The sequence below is a fragment of the Microcoleus sp. EPA2 genome (assembly GCA_020882975.1).
Classification (GTDB): Bacteria; Cyanobacteriota; Cyanobacteriia; order Cyanobacteriales; family Microcoleaceae; genus Microcoleus.
This window is the reverse complement of record JAHRFD010000025.1, coordinates 1-14,492: the sequence shown is the minus strand read 5'-3', so window position 1 is coordinate 14,492 and position 14,492 is coordinate 1. Positions and strand designations below refer to the sequence as shown.

Here is a 14,492-nt window from a genome sequence, read left to right as displayed (position 1 = left end):
TAAACGAACCGCGAAGGCGCGAAGGACACGAAGTCAGAGAAAGAGGAAGATATAGCAATCCTAGAAATAAGAAAAAGCTCTTTCTTTTCTTCCTTCGTGCTCTTTGCGTCTTCGTGGTTCGTTCAAATATGTTATTTTAGAAAATAAAAGCATAAAAAAATAATGACAAATATGGACGCTTATTGGATGCCCTTCACCGCAAACCGACAGTTTAAAGCGAATCCGCGAATGTTGGTGTCGGCAAAAGATATGCACTTTACCAGCGATGATAATCGATCGATCCTCGATGGTACTGCGGGGCTTTGGTGCGTGAATGCCGGACACGGGCGGGAGACAATTGCCGAAGCGGTTAAACAGCAGGTTTTAAACTTGGATTACGCGCCTCCTTTTCAAATGGGACATCCGGCTGCTTTTGAATTAGCAGAACGTTTGGTAAAAATGATACCGGGCAATTTCGATCGCGTTTTTTTTACTAATTCTGGTTCGGAATCGGTGGATACTGCCTTAAAAATTGCGATCGCCTATCATCGAGTTAGAGGTGAAGGTACTCGCCAAAGATTGATTGGTAGGGAACGGGGTTATCATGGTGTTGGTTTTGGGGGAATTTCTGTCGGTGGGATTGGTCCAAATCGCAAGTTTTTCGGCAGTTTGCTGACTGGAGTAGATCATTTACCTCACACTCATAACCTCGAACACAATGCTTTCAGCCGCAAACAGCCGGAATGGGGGGCGCATTTGGCGGATGAATTGGAACGGATTGTGGCTTTGCATGATGCGTCGAATATTGCGGCGGTAATTGTGGAACCTGTGGCGGGTTCTACGGGAGTTTTGATTCCGCCCAAAGGTTATTTGGAAAGGCTTCGGGCGATTTGCGACAAGTACGGAATTTTGCTGATTTTTGATGAGGTAATTACAGGTTTTGGGCGTTTAGGTTCGAGTTTTGCTACTGAATATTTTGGGGTGATTCCTGATATGGTGACGGTGGCAAAAGGGATAACTAACGGTACTGTACCCATGGGTGCGGTATTTGTTAAGGAAGGTATTTATGATGCTTTTATGAATGCTCCTGAAAATAGCATAGAGCTGTTTCATGGCTATACTTATTCTGGCCATCCACTGGCTTGTGCTGCTGCTTTGGCGACGCTGGATATTTACGAAGAAGAAAAATTGTTCGATCGGGCTGATAAAATATCCGATTATTGGGAAAATGCTGTGCATTCTTTGAAAGGAGTGCGGCACGTTATTGATGTTCGCAATTTGGGACTTGTGGCGGGGATTGAGTTGGAATCTATGGCTGGAAAGCCTGGTAAACGGGCTTTTGATTGTTTTTTAAAGTGCTACGAAAATGGGTTGTTGATTCGCACCACTGGGGATATAATTGCTTTGTCGCCGTCGTTGATTATTGAGAAAGAACATATCGATCGCCTTGTGGAAATTTTGACGGCGGTTTTGCAGGGGATGGAATGAATCCCCGTCACCAAAATCCCCACGCTAACCACAAGTGGGCCTGGACAAATAATCCCTAGGACTTGATTAAGAAGTTTAGTATCAAGTGCTACATTTTGCCCAAAGCTCCGAGAGACCGAAGAAAGCTACTGGTTCCCAGGCTCTTCCTGGGAACCAAGAACCTGGTAAAATGATTAGTGGAATAGTTTCCGTCAAATTACAATCATGACTACCAGCGAACCCAACCTAGAAACAGTTTCTCCCGAAAGCATTTTAAGTGAAAGCGCGATCGCCGATGCGCAAGTCGAAAAAGCCACAGCCGTCACCTATGCAGAAGAAATTGAAACTGTCATCGCCAGCATGGCTGTAGACCAAAAAGTGATGGTAGGTCAAAATGAGCAGGGCGGACATCTTTGGAAGTTTAAGTACGGTAGTGTGGAAGTGTTGGTGCAACTCACTGGCGAAACGGAAGATGATACTTTGACTGTTTGGGCTTTTGTGCTTCAGTTGCCGGCGAAGAATGAAGCTCAATTAATGCGCAAACTTCTGGAAATGAATTGGCTGTCTACTTTGGAATCTCATTTTGCGATCGTTGATAATCAAGTTGCGGTAATTTCGACTCGGACGATAGCCAAAATCTCGACTGGGGAAATTTCTCGCGCTATTACTATTGTCGCAACTATCGCTGATGATAATGACGATATCTTGCAAGCTGAATATGGACTGTAGTTATTAGGGTGCAAGACTTTTAAGCTAGCCACACTCCGGTAAATTATTGGCAGTCGTGCACCTGACATTTGATTCGCGTGCGCGATTTTTGGGTAAATTTATTTAAAGAGAAATGGTTTTACAGAGGTCGCCATACGATCCAATTCTCGTTTGTTGTGTTTCAGAAGATGATGTCCCCATAACTCATTTTTGTTGTCAGAACAATCTTTTGCAAGAGCTTCTCCAATCTCCTCAAAAGTCTTTTTAATGTCTGTCCTTAGATTCTCAGGTTCAGATAGCACTCCCAGCACGAACACTCTTGCTTTTAGGTCCTCTGGAATATGACTTTCTACATAATTAAACCGATTTTCATCATTATCAAAATCTATGAGCAAAACCATCCTTCTTTCTGGTAATTGTCGCATTTGAGACGCATACTCCTTCGTGAATTCCTCCACAGTTTTTTTCCAACCACCAGGAAGAGGCAGGACTTTAACAGCACGGTTATTAAGGTTGGGCGCAAGCATAAATCCGTTGGCAATCTGGCGATTAGCATCATCTTCTGCCAACACATGAATGTGCGGTAGATACTTATTACTCATAGCTCTATGTCGCCACCAATCAAGGCATTTATCAGGTCGTCTCTAACAGGTACATCACTGAGCAATCTGACCAAAGTTGGCTCTAAGTGGCTTTTTCGATCTAATATAAAAGTATTTTCATTTGAAAACTTGCGAATTGCTTCTTCATTATGCGAAGTCACTAAAATTTGACCACTATTGTTAAATGAGCGTCGCAGAGACATGACAAAATGTCCTACCTCCGATAAGGATAGATAGTTATCTGGCTCGTCCCAGAAGCAAAAAAGTGGGCCATAAAATTTGTTGGCAGCTAAGATGACAGCGCCAAGAAAAAAGCATTTTTCCCCGTCTGATAAGTCATTAAATTCAATACTCAGATTTGCATTATTTTCTGCAAACCGAACCATCATGCTTTTCGAGTCTTTGCCGATTAGTTCATTCAGAAAATCCTGAATGTCAGGCATGACTTCTCGGAGATATTTATCAACCTGTGTGTAGGCGGCGGGATAGCGACTCAGTAAGCCAGAAACCCACTCCCCAAAGTTTGAACCATCTCGCTTTGGCTCCAAAGTTTCACCGTTTGAGTCTCCGGTCATCAAGCTGGGAATCGGGGCTAAAATGATCGTGCGAGCCAGCCAAGTTTTGAAAATATGAAGCGGATCACTCTCAGATTGCTCCTGAATTACTGGCAGGGCAACCAGATGCCAATCTACCATAAACTGAGCTTCACGATTTTGGGAGCCTATGTGAAGAGTGACTTGGGCTTCTTTTCGAGAGTAAATTGGCTCTCCTGCAACTAGCAGTTGCTCTTCAAAAACTCGCAGCTCTCTAAATTTTTCAGGCAACTCCAAGGCAAGGACATATTTGTATAATTGATCTTGGAGTAATACTTCTATTTCAAACCGGATCGGAACATCAGATCTTCCACGAGCGAAATCTTTCGGGCTAATAAGGTTAAGTTTTTCAAGGTCACGCATTCTATTGATCCCTCGACTAATCTTCTGAAGGACTTCTAATGCAGAGGCAATAGTTGATTTACCTGCACCGTTTTTTCCTATCAAAAGAGCAGATGGCATCCCCTTTATGAGCAGTTCAAAGTTTTCTAGGCATCTGAAGTTGTTTACATATATTCTTTGGAGCATAGCAAAACAATTCCAATGAGTGAGAAGTGAAACAACTTTTTGAACTTTTTGATCTGCTTAATTAGGGAATAGGTACTGCCATAAAAAACACCACTGCCACAAATCTAATCCGTACTCAAAACTCAATAAGCAGGGCCGGCCAGCCAAGAAATAGTTATTCCCAGCCCCAAACCGACAAACACTTGAAAAGGAGTGTGTCCTAGCAACTCCTTGAGACGAGCCTCATTCAAGTTGTGGTGTTCTTCAAAAAATTCATCAATAATTTGGTTGAGGATTCGAGCTTGTTTGCCGGCAGCTTGGCGGACTCCAGCAGCATCGTACATGACAATTATCGCAAAAATTGTGGCGATCGCAAACTCTGGACTCTCCCAGCCCAAGGTTTGTCCCACCCCAGCAGCCAAAGCACCGACAAAAGACGAATGAGAGCTAGGCATTCCTCCGGTTGTTACTAAATACTGAAGATTAAACTTCCGATTTTTAATTAATTCGATCGGCAATTTCAATACTTGAGCAGCCAGACAAGCGATTAGAGAAACCACGAGTACGTGATTGTTTAAGATGCCGCTGCAAATTTCCTGCATAGTGTTTGGCATTTCTAGTTACTGCGACTGGTAATATAATCTGCGATCGCCAACAGCGGTTGAGCTTTATTCCCAAACACTGCCAATTGAGCCTGAGCATCAACAATCAATTGTGAAGCTTGACGCCTGGACTCCTCAATTCCCCACAAACTAGGATAAGTCACCTTTCCAGCTTGAACATCTTTGCCTGCGGTTTTGCCAAGTTCTTCAGCAGTAGCAGTAATATCGAGAATGTCATCAATAATCTGGAAAGCCAGCCCAATATTTTTAGCGAAACGAGAAAGCCGCTGCAAATCCGCAGCCGATGCCCCAGCCAGAATTGCCCCACAAACTACGCAGGCTTCTAACAGCGCGCCGGTTTTGTGAGCGTGAATGTAGTTCAAAGTTTCTAGAGAAACATCTTTCAATCCTTCCGACTCCAGGTCAACCACCTGACCCCCGACAAGTCCCCCAGCCCCCGATGCCCGTGCCAAATGGGCGATCGTCTGCAATACCAGATGGGGGGGTACGTTCTCGGTTTTAGTAGCGATAAATTCAAAAGCATAGGTCAACAAGCCATCGCCAGCCAAAATGGCGATATCTTCGCCGTAGACTTTGTGGTTAGTCAGTTTGCCACGCCGATAGTCGTCATTGTCCATGGCGGGCAAATCATCGTGGATCAGCGACATGGTATGGATCATTTCCAAAGCGCAAGCTGTGGGCATTGCCATTTGGGTAGTGCCACCGGCGAGTTCGCAGCCAGCCAGACACAGGATTGGACGTAGCCGTTTACCACCTGCTAGCAGGGAGTAGCGCATGGCTTCGTAAATTTTCTCTGGGTAGATGACCGGCAGCGCACTGTCGAGAGCTACCTCGATCGCCTTTTTTTGCTCGACTAGGTAAGTAGATAAGTCGAAAGCGGATTCCGGTTGGGACGAATCCATTTCTGTTGCCAATACCATCCCTTGCTCTCTTGTACTTAATGTGACGAAAGGATACTTTGATTGATGCAGGTCGATCGAACCAACTTGTACAGTGGCGATCGCCCGAAATCTGAATTTCATTTAATCATTCTATGGGTGTGATTGCACAGAAACTTATTTTGAATTTTCAAAACTTTCTCCCACACAACTGAGGCGCGGGTAATACAACAACCAGATTTCCAAATAAATGTTAAGAGTTTGCCTCCCTCAGCTTGACTCCCAACCCAGTTTCTGTATCAGTTTTTATTCCCAATCCACAGCTTTGTGTGGCGACTTCCAAAAACCGCAGCAGCACTGGTGTGGGATTGTCGCACCAAATTAGAGCGATCGACACGATCGGGCTTGGTTCTTGTAAATGTTTGTAAACAACACCGCAGCGCTGGAAATTTTGCATCGATTCCGGCACAATCGCCACTCCCATGGAGGCAGCGACTAGACTCACAATGGTTTGCATTTGAATCGCTTCTTGAGAGGCGATCGGGCTAAAGCCTGCTTGTTGACAAAAACTGATAATGCGATCGTACAATCCCGGAGCCAGGGAACGCGGAAACAGGATAAAAGGTTCGGTGGAAAGTTGTCTCAATTCTACCTGGGCGCGATCGGCCAATTGATGCGTCTGCGGCAAAGCCACGATCAGCGGTTCCCGAAACACAATTTCTGAATTTATCCCCTCATCCACCGGAGGACGAAGGAAGCCGATGTCTATTTGTCCTTCCCGCAGTCGCTGCAACTGCTCATTTGTCGTCATTTCTCGCAATTCCAGCTTTACCGCTGGATGCAAAGTGCGAAAAGCCTGCAAAATAGCTGGAACCACATTATGAGAAGCAGAGCTCACAAAGCCGATTCTCAGTTGTCCCAATTCGCCCCGATTTGTCTGTTGGCCAAGTTGAATAGCGCGATCGAGTTGCAGCAGAATTTTTTGCGACTCCTCAAAAAAAACCTGTCCCGCTTCCGTTAGCGTTACCGTCCGTTTGGTGCGACGAAACAATTGAAACCCTAACTCCGCCTCTAACTGCTGGATTTGTTGACTCAGCGGAGGTTGGGCTATATGCAGTTTTTCGGCTGCACGAGTGAAGTTCAATTCTTCTGCAACTGCAATGAAATAACGCAAATGTCGTAGTTCCATAATTTTCGATTCATTAATATTTTAAAAGTATAAATTGTTAATTAAACAGATATTGGACATTTTGATAATTAGCCATTGATAATTGGGGAATAGGGAATTGGTAATAGGGGAATTGGGAATAGGTAATGGGGAATTGGGGATTTAATGATTTAATTGTCAACTTGTGTTATCGAAAAACTGGAGAATTCAGAAATGGCAAACTTAGATATTAAGGTGAGAGAAGCAAAACTTGCTGATTTAGAATTGATTCTGACTTTTATTTCGCAAAAATCAGAATTCGATGGAGTTCCACATCTTTTAGCAGCAACAACAGACAAACTGAATGAAACATTATTTGTCGAGTCTCCGCTCGTGCGAGTATTGTTGGCGGAAGTTGCCGGAAAAGCGGTAGGATTTGCGATGTTTTATGCTTCCTATTCAAGTTTATTGGCTCAGCCCTGTCTGTGGCTGGATGATTTATTTGTGCAATCTCATTTTCGAGGTTTAGGAATCGGTACAGCTTTGTTAAAGTCTTTGGCACAAATTGCTGAATCCACAAATTGCGGGCGGATTGAATGGACTGTTAATACTAGGAATTCGCCAGGAATTGCTTTTTATCAAAAGCAGGGGGCGCGCATTTTGGAAAATATTAGGGTTTGCCGAATTGATGGGGAGGCAATTTCTCTGCTTGCGGGTCAGTAATTTAGTAAGGAACCGCGAAGGCGCTAAGGACACTAAGTGAAGAGGAAAGAAGGATGTTACAAGATTTTTGGAATTCTGCGCTGTATGAGGGAAATCATGGTTTTGTTTGGCATTACGGGGAATCGCTTTTGAAATTACTCGCTCCGCAGGCTGGTGAACGGATTTTAGATTTAGGTTGTGGTACGGGACAGTTAACCCAAAAGATTGCTGAGAGTGGTGTTTTTGTGCAGGGGATTGATTCATCTTTGTCGATGATTGCTAAGGCTCGCTCTAATTATCCTCAGCTTGATTTTGCTGTGGCTGATGCTCGTGATTTTGAAGTTGTTGCACCGCTGGATGCTGTTTTTTCTAATGCTGTTTTGCATTGGGTTAAGGAAGCGGATGCTGTAATTAATTGCATTGCAAAAGCACTGAAGCCGGGTGGGCGTTTTGTGGCTGAGTTTGGGGGTAAGGGCAATGTGGGGGCTATAGTTGGGGCAATTTTGAGTGTTTTGTCGGAAATTGGTTGCGAGTGGCCGGAGTCGCTTAATCCTTGGTATTTTCCGAGTGTTGGTGAGTATGCTGGGCTTTTGGAAAAGCAAGGTTTTGAGGTTGGTTGTGCGGTTTTGTTCGATCGCCCGACTCCCCTGGCTGGCGGTGATGCTGGTATGGTAAATTGGATTGAAATGTTTGCTGGCGGGTTTTTTTCGGGGCTATCTGAAGAAGTGCGATCGCAAGTAATTAAGGCAGTTGAAGGGCGTTTGCGATCGACACTTTATCGTGATGGTAATTGGATTGCAGATTATCGCCGAATTCGCGTTGTTGCTCTCAAGCAGTAGAGTGCGTCGCCATCGACAATCTTCCAACTCGATGTCACATCTGACAGCGACGCACCTACTTCTACTGGATGCTGTAACTAGAAACGGTATTTTCTAACAGCATCGCCACAGTCATGGGCCCGATTCCTCCCGGCACTGGTGTGATAAATTCCGCTACTGTTTTAACAGCATCAAAGTCCACATCTCCCGCCAACCGGCTAGTACCGTCTGGATTGACAACGCGGTTGATACCGACATCGATGACTACAGCCCCTGGTTTGACCATGTTAGCTGTAATCATTTCTGTGTGGCCGACGGCGGCGATTAAGATATCGGCTTGGCTGGTGATGGATTCTAGGTTTTGCGTCCGCGAATGAGCTACTGTCACTGTACAATCGGCTTCTAATAGCATCAGCGCCATCGGTTTACCTACTAAAATACTCCGCCCCAAAACTACGGCATTTTTTCCTTTTAAATCTATCTGGTATTCTTGCAACAGTCGCATGACTCCGGCGGGAGTACAACTGCGTAAACCTTTTTCTCCCCGTACCAGGCTGCCTAAATTTACAGGGTGGAGTCCGTCTGCATCTTTGGCGGGGGCAATTTGGTAAAGTAGGGAAATTGCGTCTAGGTGCTCTGGAAGTGGGAGTTGTACTAAAATCCCGTCTACTCGATCGTCCTCGTTGAGTGCATGAATTGCAAGTTCGAGTTCGCCTTGAGTTGCATTTGCGGGATAATGCTGACCAAAGGAAGCTATGCCAACTTTAGCGCAGGCTCTTTCTTTGTTTCGCACGTAAGCTGCGCTGGCTGGGTTGTCGCCCACCATCAGTACCGCAAGTCCCGGAGGACGCCCAATCTGGGTTTGTAGGGAATGAACTCGATCGCTCAGCTCGCTTTGAATCTTTGTTGCTAAAGCTTTGCCATCTAGTATTTGAGCAGTTTTGGCTTCCATTGTAGGCTGTGGGTTAGGGGCTGACGATTTTAGATTTTAGCTTAACCGTCGCCAAGGACTATAATGTCGAAGTTGCTTAGTTTCCATCGATTCTCAGGATTCTGGTTAAAGTTGAGTCGTATCTCACATTTCAAATTATTTGAAAGATGACTAATGCAATCAAGGCAGTTTGCCTTCAAAAGTTGTCCATAGGTTGTTTATTCCTCGCGATCGCTAGCGGTTTACTAAGTTGTGCAAATTTGCCGGGGTCTAAATTTAATTTTGGTTTTAATGTTTCTAAAATTAGTGATATTCAACAAAAACGACAAGTGGATACGGAGGTTTATCTCCAGGGTAAGGTGGAAAATCGCGCTCCTTTTGTGGGGAATGCCGCTTATCAACTTCAAGATGCTAGTGGTAGTATTTGGGTTTTAACGAAGCAGGCTTTGCCACAGCTAGGAGATGAAATCATGCTCAAGGGGCAAGTTCGCTATAAAAGTATTAAGCTCAAGGGTTTTGCTGAAGATTTAGGTGAGGTTTATATTGAAGAAGTTGAACTGCTTCAACGTACTCCTGCTGCTGTAAAGGGGAGATAGTTATGGGAAACTAGCGTTACTCTCGGATTGGAGGCTCTGCCTCCTGATATGTATTCCCAGCCTGTTCCTGGGAATAAGTAAACTAATAACCAATAACTAATAACTAATGACTAAAATTCACGTTGCGATCGCTATTTTGTACCGAGAGGGCAAGTTTCTGTGCCAGTTGCGGGATGATGTGCCTCATATTAGATATCCCGGACATTGGGCTTTGTTTGGTGGTCATATGGAACCGGAAGAAACGCCTGAAGTTGCTGTCCTACGGGAATTGAAGGAGGAAATTAGTTATGCTCCTCCCACTGTTTCTTTTTTTTGTGAGGATGTAGAAGGAGATGTGATCCGCCATGTTTTTCATGCACAACTTGATGTCAGTGTCAATGATTTAGTTTTGCTTGAGGGTTGGGATCTGAAGTTGTTGACACCGGAGGAAATTCGGGCTGGAAAATGCTTTTCGCAGCAGTCAGGAGATGTGCGACCTTTGGGTGTTGCTCACCAACGTATTTTGTTGAATTTTATAGCAGATTTTGAAGGAAGAAGTCAGAGGCTATAATATAACGAGTTTAAATATAAAAAATAATATCAATTCCGGTTGTATCGGAATGATTAAACCACAGAGGACACAGAGGACACAGAGAAAGAGAAGAGAGAAATAATAATTACGATGTCAACGGATTTGATATAAAAATCCCGGTTTCTGAACATTTCTATCAATTTGAAATGACAAATTTAGGTTCAGAAACCGGGGTTTTTGGTAAGTCCTAGTGGAGTTACTTCACTTGGGTAGAACTCCGACTGTTAGGCGATTCGTAGTACACTTTAGATCCTGTATCGGAAACAAAGTGACAATCCCAGTAAGAGCGAATAAAGCTCTTCCAAATTGGCTCGCTTGACTTGCGATAATAATCGCCCAACACTGGCTTGATGGCTTCGGTTGCTTCCTTCAAGTGGTAGTGTGGCATTGTGGAGAAAATATGGTGGGCTACGTGGGTGCCGATGTCGTGATGGATAGGGTTGATGATGCCATAATCCCGATCGATCGTTGATAAGGCACCTTTCAAGAAGTACCAGTCGTCTCCACGATACCAGGGGATATCCGGCTCAGTGTGGTGCAGGAATGTTACCAAATCTAACCACATCACGAAAATTACATAGGGAACCAAGTAGAATTTGAGTAAAAACAGCCAACCAAATTGATAGGTTAACGCACCCAAAAATCCGACCATTACTATTAAGGATGCTGTGCTGGTTAATACATCCCATTTTTCGGAAGGACGGAAAATGGGGCTACTCGGCATGAAGTGAGAACCTACCCGATCGGGCGATCTACGAAATAGATATATTGGATAGGCAAATAACATCAAATAGAAGCGTCCCAGTTTTTCATACCAGGGCATTTGATTGTATTTGCTCTCGGACACTGGATACCAGCTTTCGTCAGTATCTAAGCTACCTGTATTGGCGTGGTGGGTTCTGTGGCTGATCCGCCAACCGTGGAAGGGTACGAGAATTGGAGCGTGGGAAAGGTGTCCGATCAGGTTGTTGAGCCATTTGCTCTTGGAGAAGGAACCGTGTCCACAGTCGTGGCCGACTACAAACAATGCCCAAAACATGGTTCCCTGCATTAACCAGAATATTGGATAAAAAAACCAGGAATCAAGGGTATAGGCGATCGCATATAAGCCTGCGATGATTCCAAGATCCAAGAAGAAGTAAGCAAGGGATTTCCCAGCCGAGGGTTCAAAACAATGGGCTGGAATGGCTGATTTGATATCAGCAAGAGTAAAAGGTAACTCTGTTGTACGAGAGGATGAGCTTTTATCGCTCGGCTGATTGAGAACAGTATTTGATTGCACGAAGTTTCCGATTTAAGCTGACTTGAGAAACCGCATTTCGTTACTTATCAGTCACTTTGGCTCCAAGGAGCCATAATTTATACTCAGTAAGGGTTTCTAAAGTTATTTAGTTCGCAGGAAATCATCCGTAGGCGATTCTCCAGCCCAGTGGCTTGGGGAATGCTGGTAGGGGGAAAATTTGTGCGATCGACCCTGTTATCTGAAAAAATCTCCTGTGCCCGTTGGAAGTGCGAAATGCGACTTCGATCTGAGAGTGAGGTTTTGGAAGCAAAGCTTCCAGCCTGCCAATGGCAGAGCTAAGTTAATTTAACATTTCTACACACACTCTGGCAATAAGTTATGGCAGAAGGGCATCGCGCACCTGTGCTGAGCGTAGCCGAAGTATTGGGCATCGGGCATTGGTAGCAATTAACAAATGATTAATGACTACTGACTAATGACTTCTGCTAAGTTGCAGCTTTTTCTAATATTAGCTTCGCTCGTTTAATCAATTCTGGAACCTCGATCGGATAATCGCCGGTAAAACACGCAGAACAGAAACTTTTCGTATCTTCATTAGTAGCTTTGAGCATTCCTTCCCAACTCAAGAAAGCCAAAGAGTCTACCTCAATTTGAGCGGCGATTTCAGGGACAGACTTAGTAGCTGCAATCAACTGATCTTGATTGTCGGTGTCAATGCCATAGAAACAAGGATGAGTCACAGGGGGGGAAGAAATTCTCATGTGAACTGCGGTGGCACCAGCATCCCGTAAGGCTTTGACAATTTTGCGACTGGTAGTGCCACGGACGATGGAATCATCGATAATGATCACCCGTTTTCCTTCCAACACATCTCGCAGAGGGTTTAGTTTCATGCGGATTCCTGACTCTCGCATGGTTTGAGTCGGCTGAATAAAAGTGCGTCCGACGTAGCGATTTTTAATCAATCCTTCCGCGTAGGGAATGCCGGAAGCTTGAGAAAAACCGATCGCCGCTGGGATTCCCGAATCAGGAACGCCGATGACTATATCAGCATCAGCCGGAGATTCTGCTGCTAATAAACGCCCGATTCGTAGTCGATAGCTGTACAAACTTTCACCTTCCATCATGCTATCGGGTCGAGCAAAATAGATCATTTCAAAGATGCACAGTTTGCGCTTTTGTTGCTGACTCCAATGAAAGGAAGCCATACCTTCCTCTGTAATCCAAACTAATTCTCCCGGTTCTACGTCGCGCAAAAATTCCGCACCGATAATATCTAATCCGCAAGTTTCCGATGCCAAAACATAACGTACCGGATTTGTGGGGAGTGTGCCAATTACCAAGGGGCGCACTCCGTGGGGGTCGCGGACACCCATGACACCTTTGGGGGTGGCGATGGTCAAACTAAAGGCTCCTTGGCACATCCCAAAGGCACTGATGGCTGCTTCGAGCCAATCTTTACCCTTGTCTACTTCTGAACCGATCGCCACGGCGATCGCCTCTGAATCCGTCGTGCTGACAAACTCGCAGTTCCGAGACAACAATTCTTCCCGCAATTCTTTTGTATTGACAAGATTCCCGTTATGTGCTAATGCCAGACTTCCCAAACGAGTTTCGACGACCACAGGTTGAGCGTTGACAACCCGCGACGAGCCAGTAGTAGAGTAGCGAGTATGACCTACGGCTAAATTACCGGGCAAGTGACCTAAATTAGATTCATTGAAGACTTGGGAAACCAGTCCCATGTCTTTGTGGAGGTATACTCGATCGCCATCAAAGGTGGCAATGCCTGCGGATTCCTGGCCTCGGTGCTGCAACGCATACAAACCAAAATAGGTCAACTTGGCGACATCTTCACCAGGTGCGTAGATACCGAAAACGCCGCAAGCTTCCTCGGGCTTGTCAGGTTTGCTAGAATGCTCGTCAGCCGCGAAGGAATGGTTGGGAATCATAGATGGGTTGGCTCCTAATGGGAACGGTGGATTTGCGGGACTATTGGTGCGGGAAGTTTTGTTTGCGAAACCGTCGCATAACTTAACAATTCCTTAATATTGCCACGGATCGAACATTAATTTCAATTTTTTTGGCATTCTAGCAGCGACTGTAAGAGATGGAACAGGATTGTAGTATCGATCGCCTATATCTCTAGATATTAGGGTAAATTACCGGAGAGCGATGGGGCGATCGCCCCCCGGTAATATCGGATACCCGCCCTCAACAACTTGCCAAGCTAGTTCAGCAATGGAGTTAAAGAAAGAGGATTTAGGCAAAAAACCCGGTTTCTTCCACAAATATTCCTTTTTCCATAGATGTTGATGGAGAAACCGGGTTTTTGGTCCCCGTGGGTATGTCCTGAGAAAGCCAGAAAGTGAGGGTTAGCGGCCCTAAAATTAGTTTTGATTAGCTAAAGAAGTCGGGGCGATCGCTACGCCTCTAATCGCTAATTCATTGGACGTTTGTGGAAAACGCATACATATACCCATCGTTGCGGTGGATTGATTCGCAGTATTTATGACGCACTGGACTTACCTTGCCTAGTGGCGTTCTCATCTCGAAAACTCCACTTTCTCTGACAGTCAACCTGCCGACGTGAGTACCTGCAAACTTCCCCGAAGGGAGAACTGCCCTCACCATATCGCCAGTCCCAAACCCAAAAAACGTCTTGCACCGGGTTCTGTGCCTCACCGGAAATCCATATTTATTAGTCGTAGACATCTGACGATTGCCCCATCCTTTAGCTGAAATTAGCAACGGCTTCTTAGCGTGAACTTGCAGCATTTCTACATTTCCTACGCAGGCGGCATCCAGCCAATGAGTTTTAGGTAGTTGCAGTCGAGTACGATTGAACTTTGTTCTACCTCCTGTTGAAACTTCTATTGGTGATCCTGTTTGTTTAAGTCGTTGAAATAATGCCCAACGGGTAGAATTTACCGCAGTTGCATCTTTCAAAGGTTGTTTTGCCTGCTTCAAAATACGGGACAATATCTCAGGCTTTTTGGATAACTGGAGTTTAGACTAAACAGCTATTAAATCGCGATCGTCACCGCACTCTTGAACGGCAACGGTCGCTGGCGACAAGTTATGAGGCTCAACCATAAGATAGAAGTCCAGCGACCGTTGACGTTCT

15 protein-coding genes are annotated in these 14,492 nt (G+C 45.0%); 6 read left to right on the top strand and 9 right to left on the bottom strand.

Annotation, left to right across the window (positions count from 1 at the left end; all coding sequences use genetic code 11):
• Positions 1 to 162 precede the first annotated feature (162 nt).
• Complete coding sequence (aptA, locus tag AAFP14_RS19800; protein WP_341733923.1) at positions 163 to 1,467, top strand: omega-aminotransferase AptA; 1,305 nt, start codon at positions 163 to 165, stop codon at positions 1,465 to 1,467.
• A gap of 204 nt (positions 1,468 to 1,671) precedes the next feature.
• On the top strand, positions 1,672 to 2,175 hold the full coding sequence (locus AAFP14_RS19795; protein WP_341733922.1) for a YbjN domain-containing protein: 504 nt from the start codon (positions 1,672 to 1,674) through the stop codon (positions 2,173 to 2,175).
• A 98-nt stretch (positions 2,176 to 2,273) separates the two neighbouring features.
• Here the strand turns inward: AAFP14_RS19795 and AAFP14_RS19790 are convergent, their stop codons facing one another.
• The 5 genes from AAFP14_RS19790 to AAFP14_RS19770 form a co-directional block, all read right to left on the bottom strand.
• The gene (locus AAFP14_RS19790; RefSeq protein ID WP_341733921.1) at positions 2,274 to 2,756 is read right to left on the bottom strand and encodes a hypothetical protein; all 483 of its coding nucleotides are present in this window, start codon (positions 2,754 to 2,756) and stop codon (positions 2,274 to 2,276) included.
• Complete coding sequence (locus AAFP14_RS19785; protein WP_341733920.1) at positions 2,753 to 3,877, bottom strand: AAA family ATPase; 1,125 nt, start codon at positions 3,875 to 3,877, stop codon at positions 2,753 to 2,755. The genes AAFP14_RS19790 and AAFP14_RS19785 overlap by 4 nt, the downstream gene beginning before the upstream one ends.
• Before the next feature lie 122 nt (positions 3,878 to 3,999).
• Positions 4,000 to 4,458, bottom strand: a complete 459-nt coding sequence (locus AAFP14_RS19780; RefSeq protein ID WP_340524262.1) for a divergent PAP2 family protein — start codon at positions 4,456 to 4,458, stop codon at positions 4,000 to 4,002.
• 14 nt (positions 4,459 to 4,472) lie between these two features.
• Positions 4,473 to 5,399 carry a geranylgeranyl diphosphate synthase CrtE gene (gene crtE / locus AAFP14_RS19775; protein WP_341733996.1) on the bottom strand — a complete coding sequence of 309 codons (927 nt, stop codon included), beginning with the start codon at positions 5,397 to 5,399 and terminating at the stop codon, positions 4,473 to 4,475.
• A gap of 211 nt (positions 5,400 to 5,610) precedes the next feature.
• Entirely contained in the window at positions 5,611 to 6,546 is a 936-nt protein-coding gene (locus tag AAFP14_RS19770; protein ID WP_341733919.1) for a LysR family transcriptional regulator, read from the bottom strand.
• A 192-nt stretch (positions 6,547 to 6,738) separates the two neighbouring features.
• On the opposite strand from AAFP14_RS19770, the gene AAFP14_RS19765 reads away from it, so the two are divergent.
• Positions 6,739 to 7,227, top strand: a complete 489-nt coding sequence (locus AAFP14_RS19765; RefSeq protein ID WP_341733918.1) for a GNAT family N-acetyltransferase — start codon at positions 6,739 to 6,741, stop codon at positions 7,225 to 7,227.
• Positions 7,228 to 7,280: 53 nt separating this feature from the next.
• Positions 7,281 to 8,045 (top strand): class I SAM-dependent methyltransferase, encoded by a 765-nt coding sequence (locus AAFP14_RS19760; protein ID WP_341733917.1) that lies wholly within the window; start codon positions 7,281 to 7,283, stop codon positions 8,043 to 8,045.
• A 61-nt stretch (positions 8,046 to 8,106) separates the two neighbouring features.
• Here the strand turns inward: AAFP14_RS19760 and folD are convergent, their stop codons facing one another.
• Entirely contained in the window at positions 8,107 to 8,976 is an 870-nt protein-coding gene (folD, locus tag AAFP14_RS19755; protein WP_341733916.1) for a bifunctional methylenetetrahydrofolate dehydrogenase/methenyltetrahydrofolate cyclohydrolase FolD, read from the bottom strand.
• 146 nt (positions 8,977 to 9,122) lie between these two features.
• On the opposite strand from folD, the gene AAFP14_RS19750 reads away from it, so the two are divergent.
• Together AAFP14_RS19750 and AAFP14_RS19745 are read left to right on the top strand one after the other, a co-directional pair.
• Entirely contained in the window at positions 9,123 to 9,551 is a 429-nt protein-coding gene (locus AAFP14_RS19750) for a DNA-binding protein (protein WP_341733915.1), read from the top strand.
• Positions 9,552 to 9,657: 106 nt separating this feature from the next.
• A complete protein-coding gene (locus tag AAFP14_RS19745; protein WP_341733914.1) occupies positions 9,658 to 10,101 on the top strand; it encodes an NUDIX hydrolase in 444 nt (147 codons plus the stop codon).
• 217 nt (positions 10,102 to 10,318) lie between these two features.
• On the opposite strand, the gene AAFP14_RS19740 is transcribed toward AAFP14_RS19745, so the two are convergent.
• From AAFP14_RS19740 to AAFP14_RS19730, 3 genes are all read right to left on the bottom strand, one after another.
• Positions 10,319 to 11,404, bottom strand: a complete 1,086-nt coding sequence (locus AAFP14_RS19740; RefSeq protein WP_341733913.1) for a fatty acid desaturase — start codon at positions 11,402 to 11,404, stop codon at positions 10,319 to 10,321.
• Between the two features lie 446 nt (positions 11,405 to 11,850).
• On the bottom strand, positions 11,851 to 13,317 hold the full coding sequence (purF, locus tag AAFP14_RS19735) for an amidophosphoribosyltransferase (RefSeq protein WP_341733912.1): 1,467 nt from the start codon (positions 13,315 to 13,317) through the stop codon (positions 11,851 to 11,853).
• Between the two features lie 493 nt (positions 13,318 to 13,810).
• Entirely contained in the window at positions 13,811 to 14,314 is a 504-nt protein-coding gene (locus tag AAFP14_RS19730) for a hypothetical protein (RefSeq protein WP_341733911.1), read from the bottom strand.
• Positions 14,315 to 14,492 lie beyond the last annotated feature (178 nt).

What these genes read in the sequence shown, in the direction of transcription:
- aptA (WP_341733923.1), top strand. Translation starts at nt 163, where the DNA reads ATGACAAATATGGACGCTTATTGGATGCCCTTCACCGCAAACCGACAG.
- AAFP14_RS19795 (WP_341733922.1), top strand. Translation starts at nt 1,672, where the DNA reads ATGACTACCAGCGAACCCAACCTAGAAACAGTTTCTCCCGAAAGCATT.
- AAFP14_RS19790 (WP_341733921.1), bottom strand. Translation starts at nt 2,756, where the DNA reads ATGAGTAATAAGTATCTACCGCACATTCATGTGTTGGCAGAAGATGAT.
- AAFP14_RS19785 (WP_341733920.1), bottom strand. Translation starts at nt 3,877, where the DNA reads ATGCTCCAAAGAATATATGTAAACAACTTCAGATGCCTAGAAAACTTT.
- AAFP14_RS19780 (WP_340524262.1), bottom strand. Translation starts at nt 4,458, where the DNA reads ATGCAGGAAATTTGCAGCGGCATCTTAAACAATCACGTACTCGTGGTT.
- crtE (WP_341733996.1), bottom strand. Translation starts at nt 5,399, where the DNA reads ATGGTATTGGCAACAGAAATGGATTCGTCCCAACCGGAATCCGCTTTC.
- AAFP14_RS19770 (WP_341733919.1), bottom strand. Translation starts at nt 6,546, where the DNA reads ATGGAACTACGACATTTGCGTTATTTCATTGCAGTTGCAGAAGAATTG.
- AAFP14_RS19765 (WP_341733918.1), top strand. Translation starts at nt 6,739, where the DNA reads ATGGCAAACTTAGATATTAAGGTGAGAGAAGCAAAACTTGCTGATTTA.
- AAFP14_RS19760 (WP_341733917.1), top strand. Translation starts at nt 7,281, where the DNA reads ATGTTACAAGATTTTTGGAATTCTGCGCTGTATGAGGGAAATCATGGT.
- folD (WP_341733916.1), bottom strand. Translation starts at nt 8,976, where the DNA reads ATGGAAGCCAAAACTGCTCAAATACTAGATGGCAAAGCTTTAGCAACA.
- AAFP14_RS19750 (WP_341733915.1), top strand. Translation starts at nt 9,123, where the DNA reads ATGACTAATGCAATCAAGGCAGTTTGCCTTCAAAAGTTGTCCATAGGT.
- AAFP14_RS19745 (WP_341733914.1), top strand. Translation starts at nt 9,658, where the DNA reads ATGACTAAAATTCACGTTGCGATCGCTATTTTGTACCGAGAGGGCAAG.
- purF (WP_341733912.1), bottom strand. Translation starts at nt 13,317, where the DNA reads ATGATTCCCAACCATTCCTTCGCGGCTGACGAGCATTCTAGCAAACCT.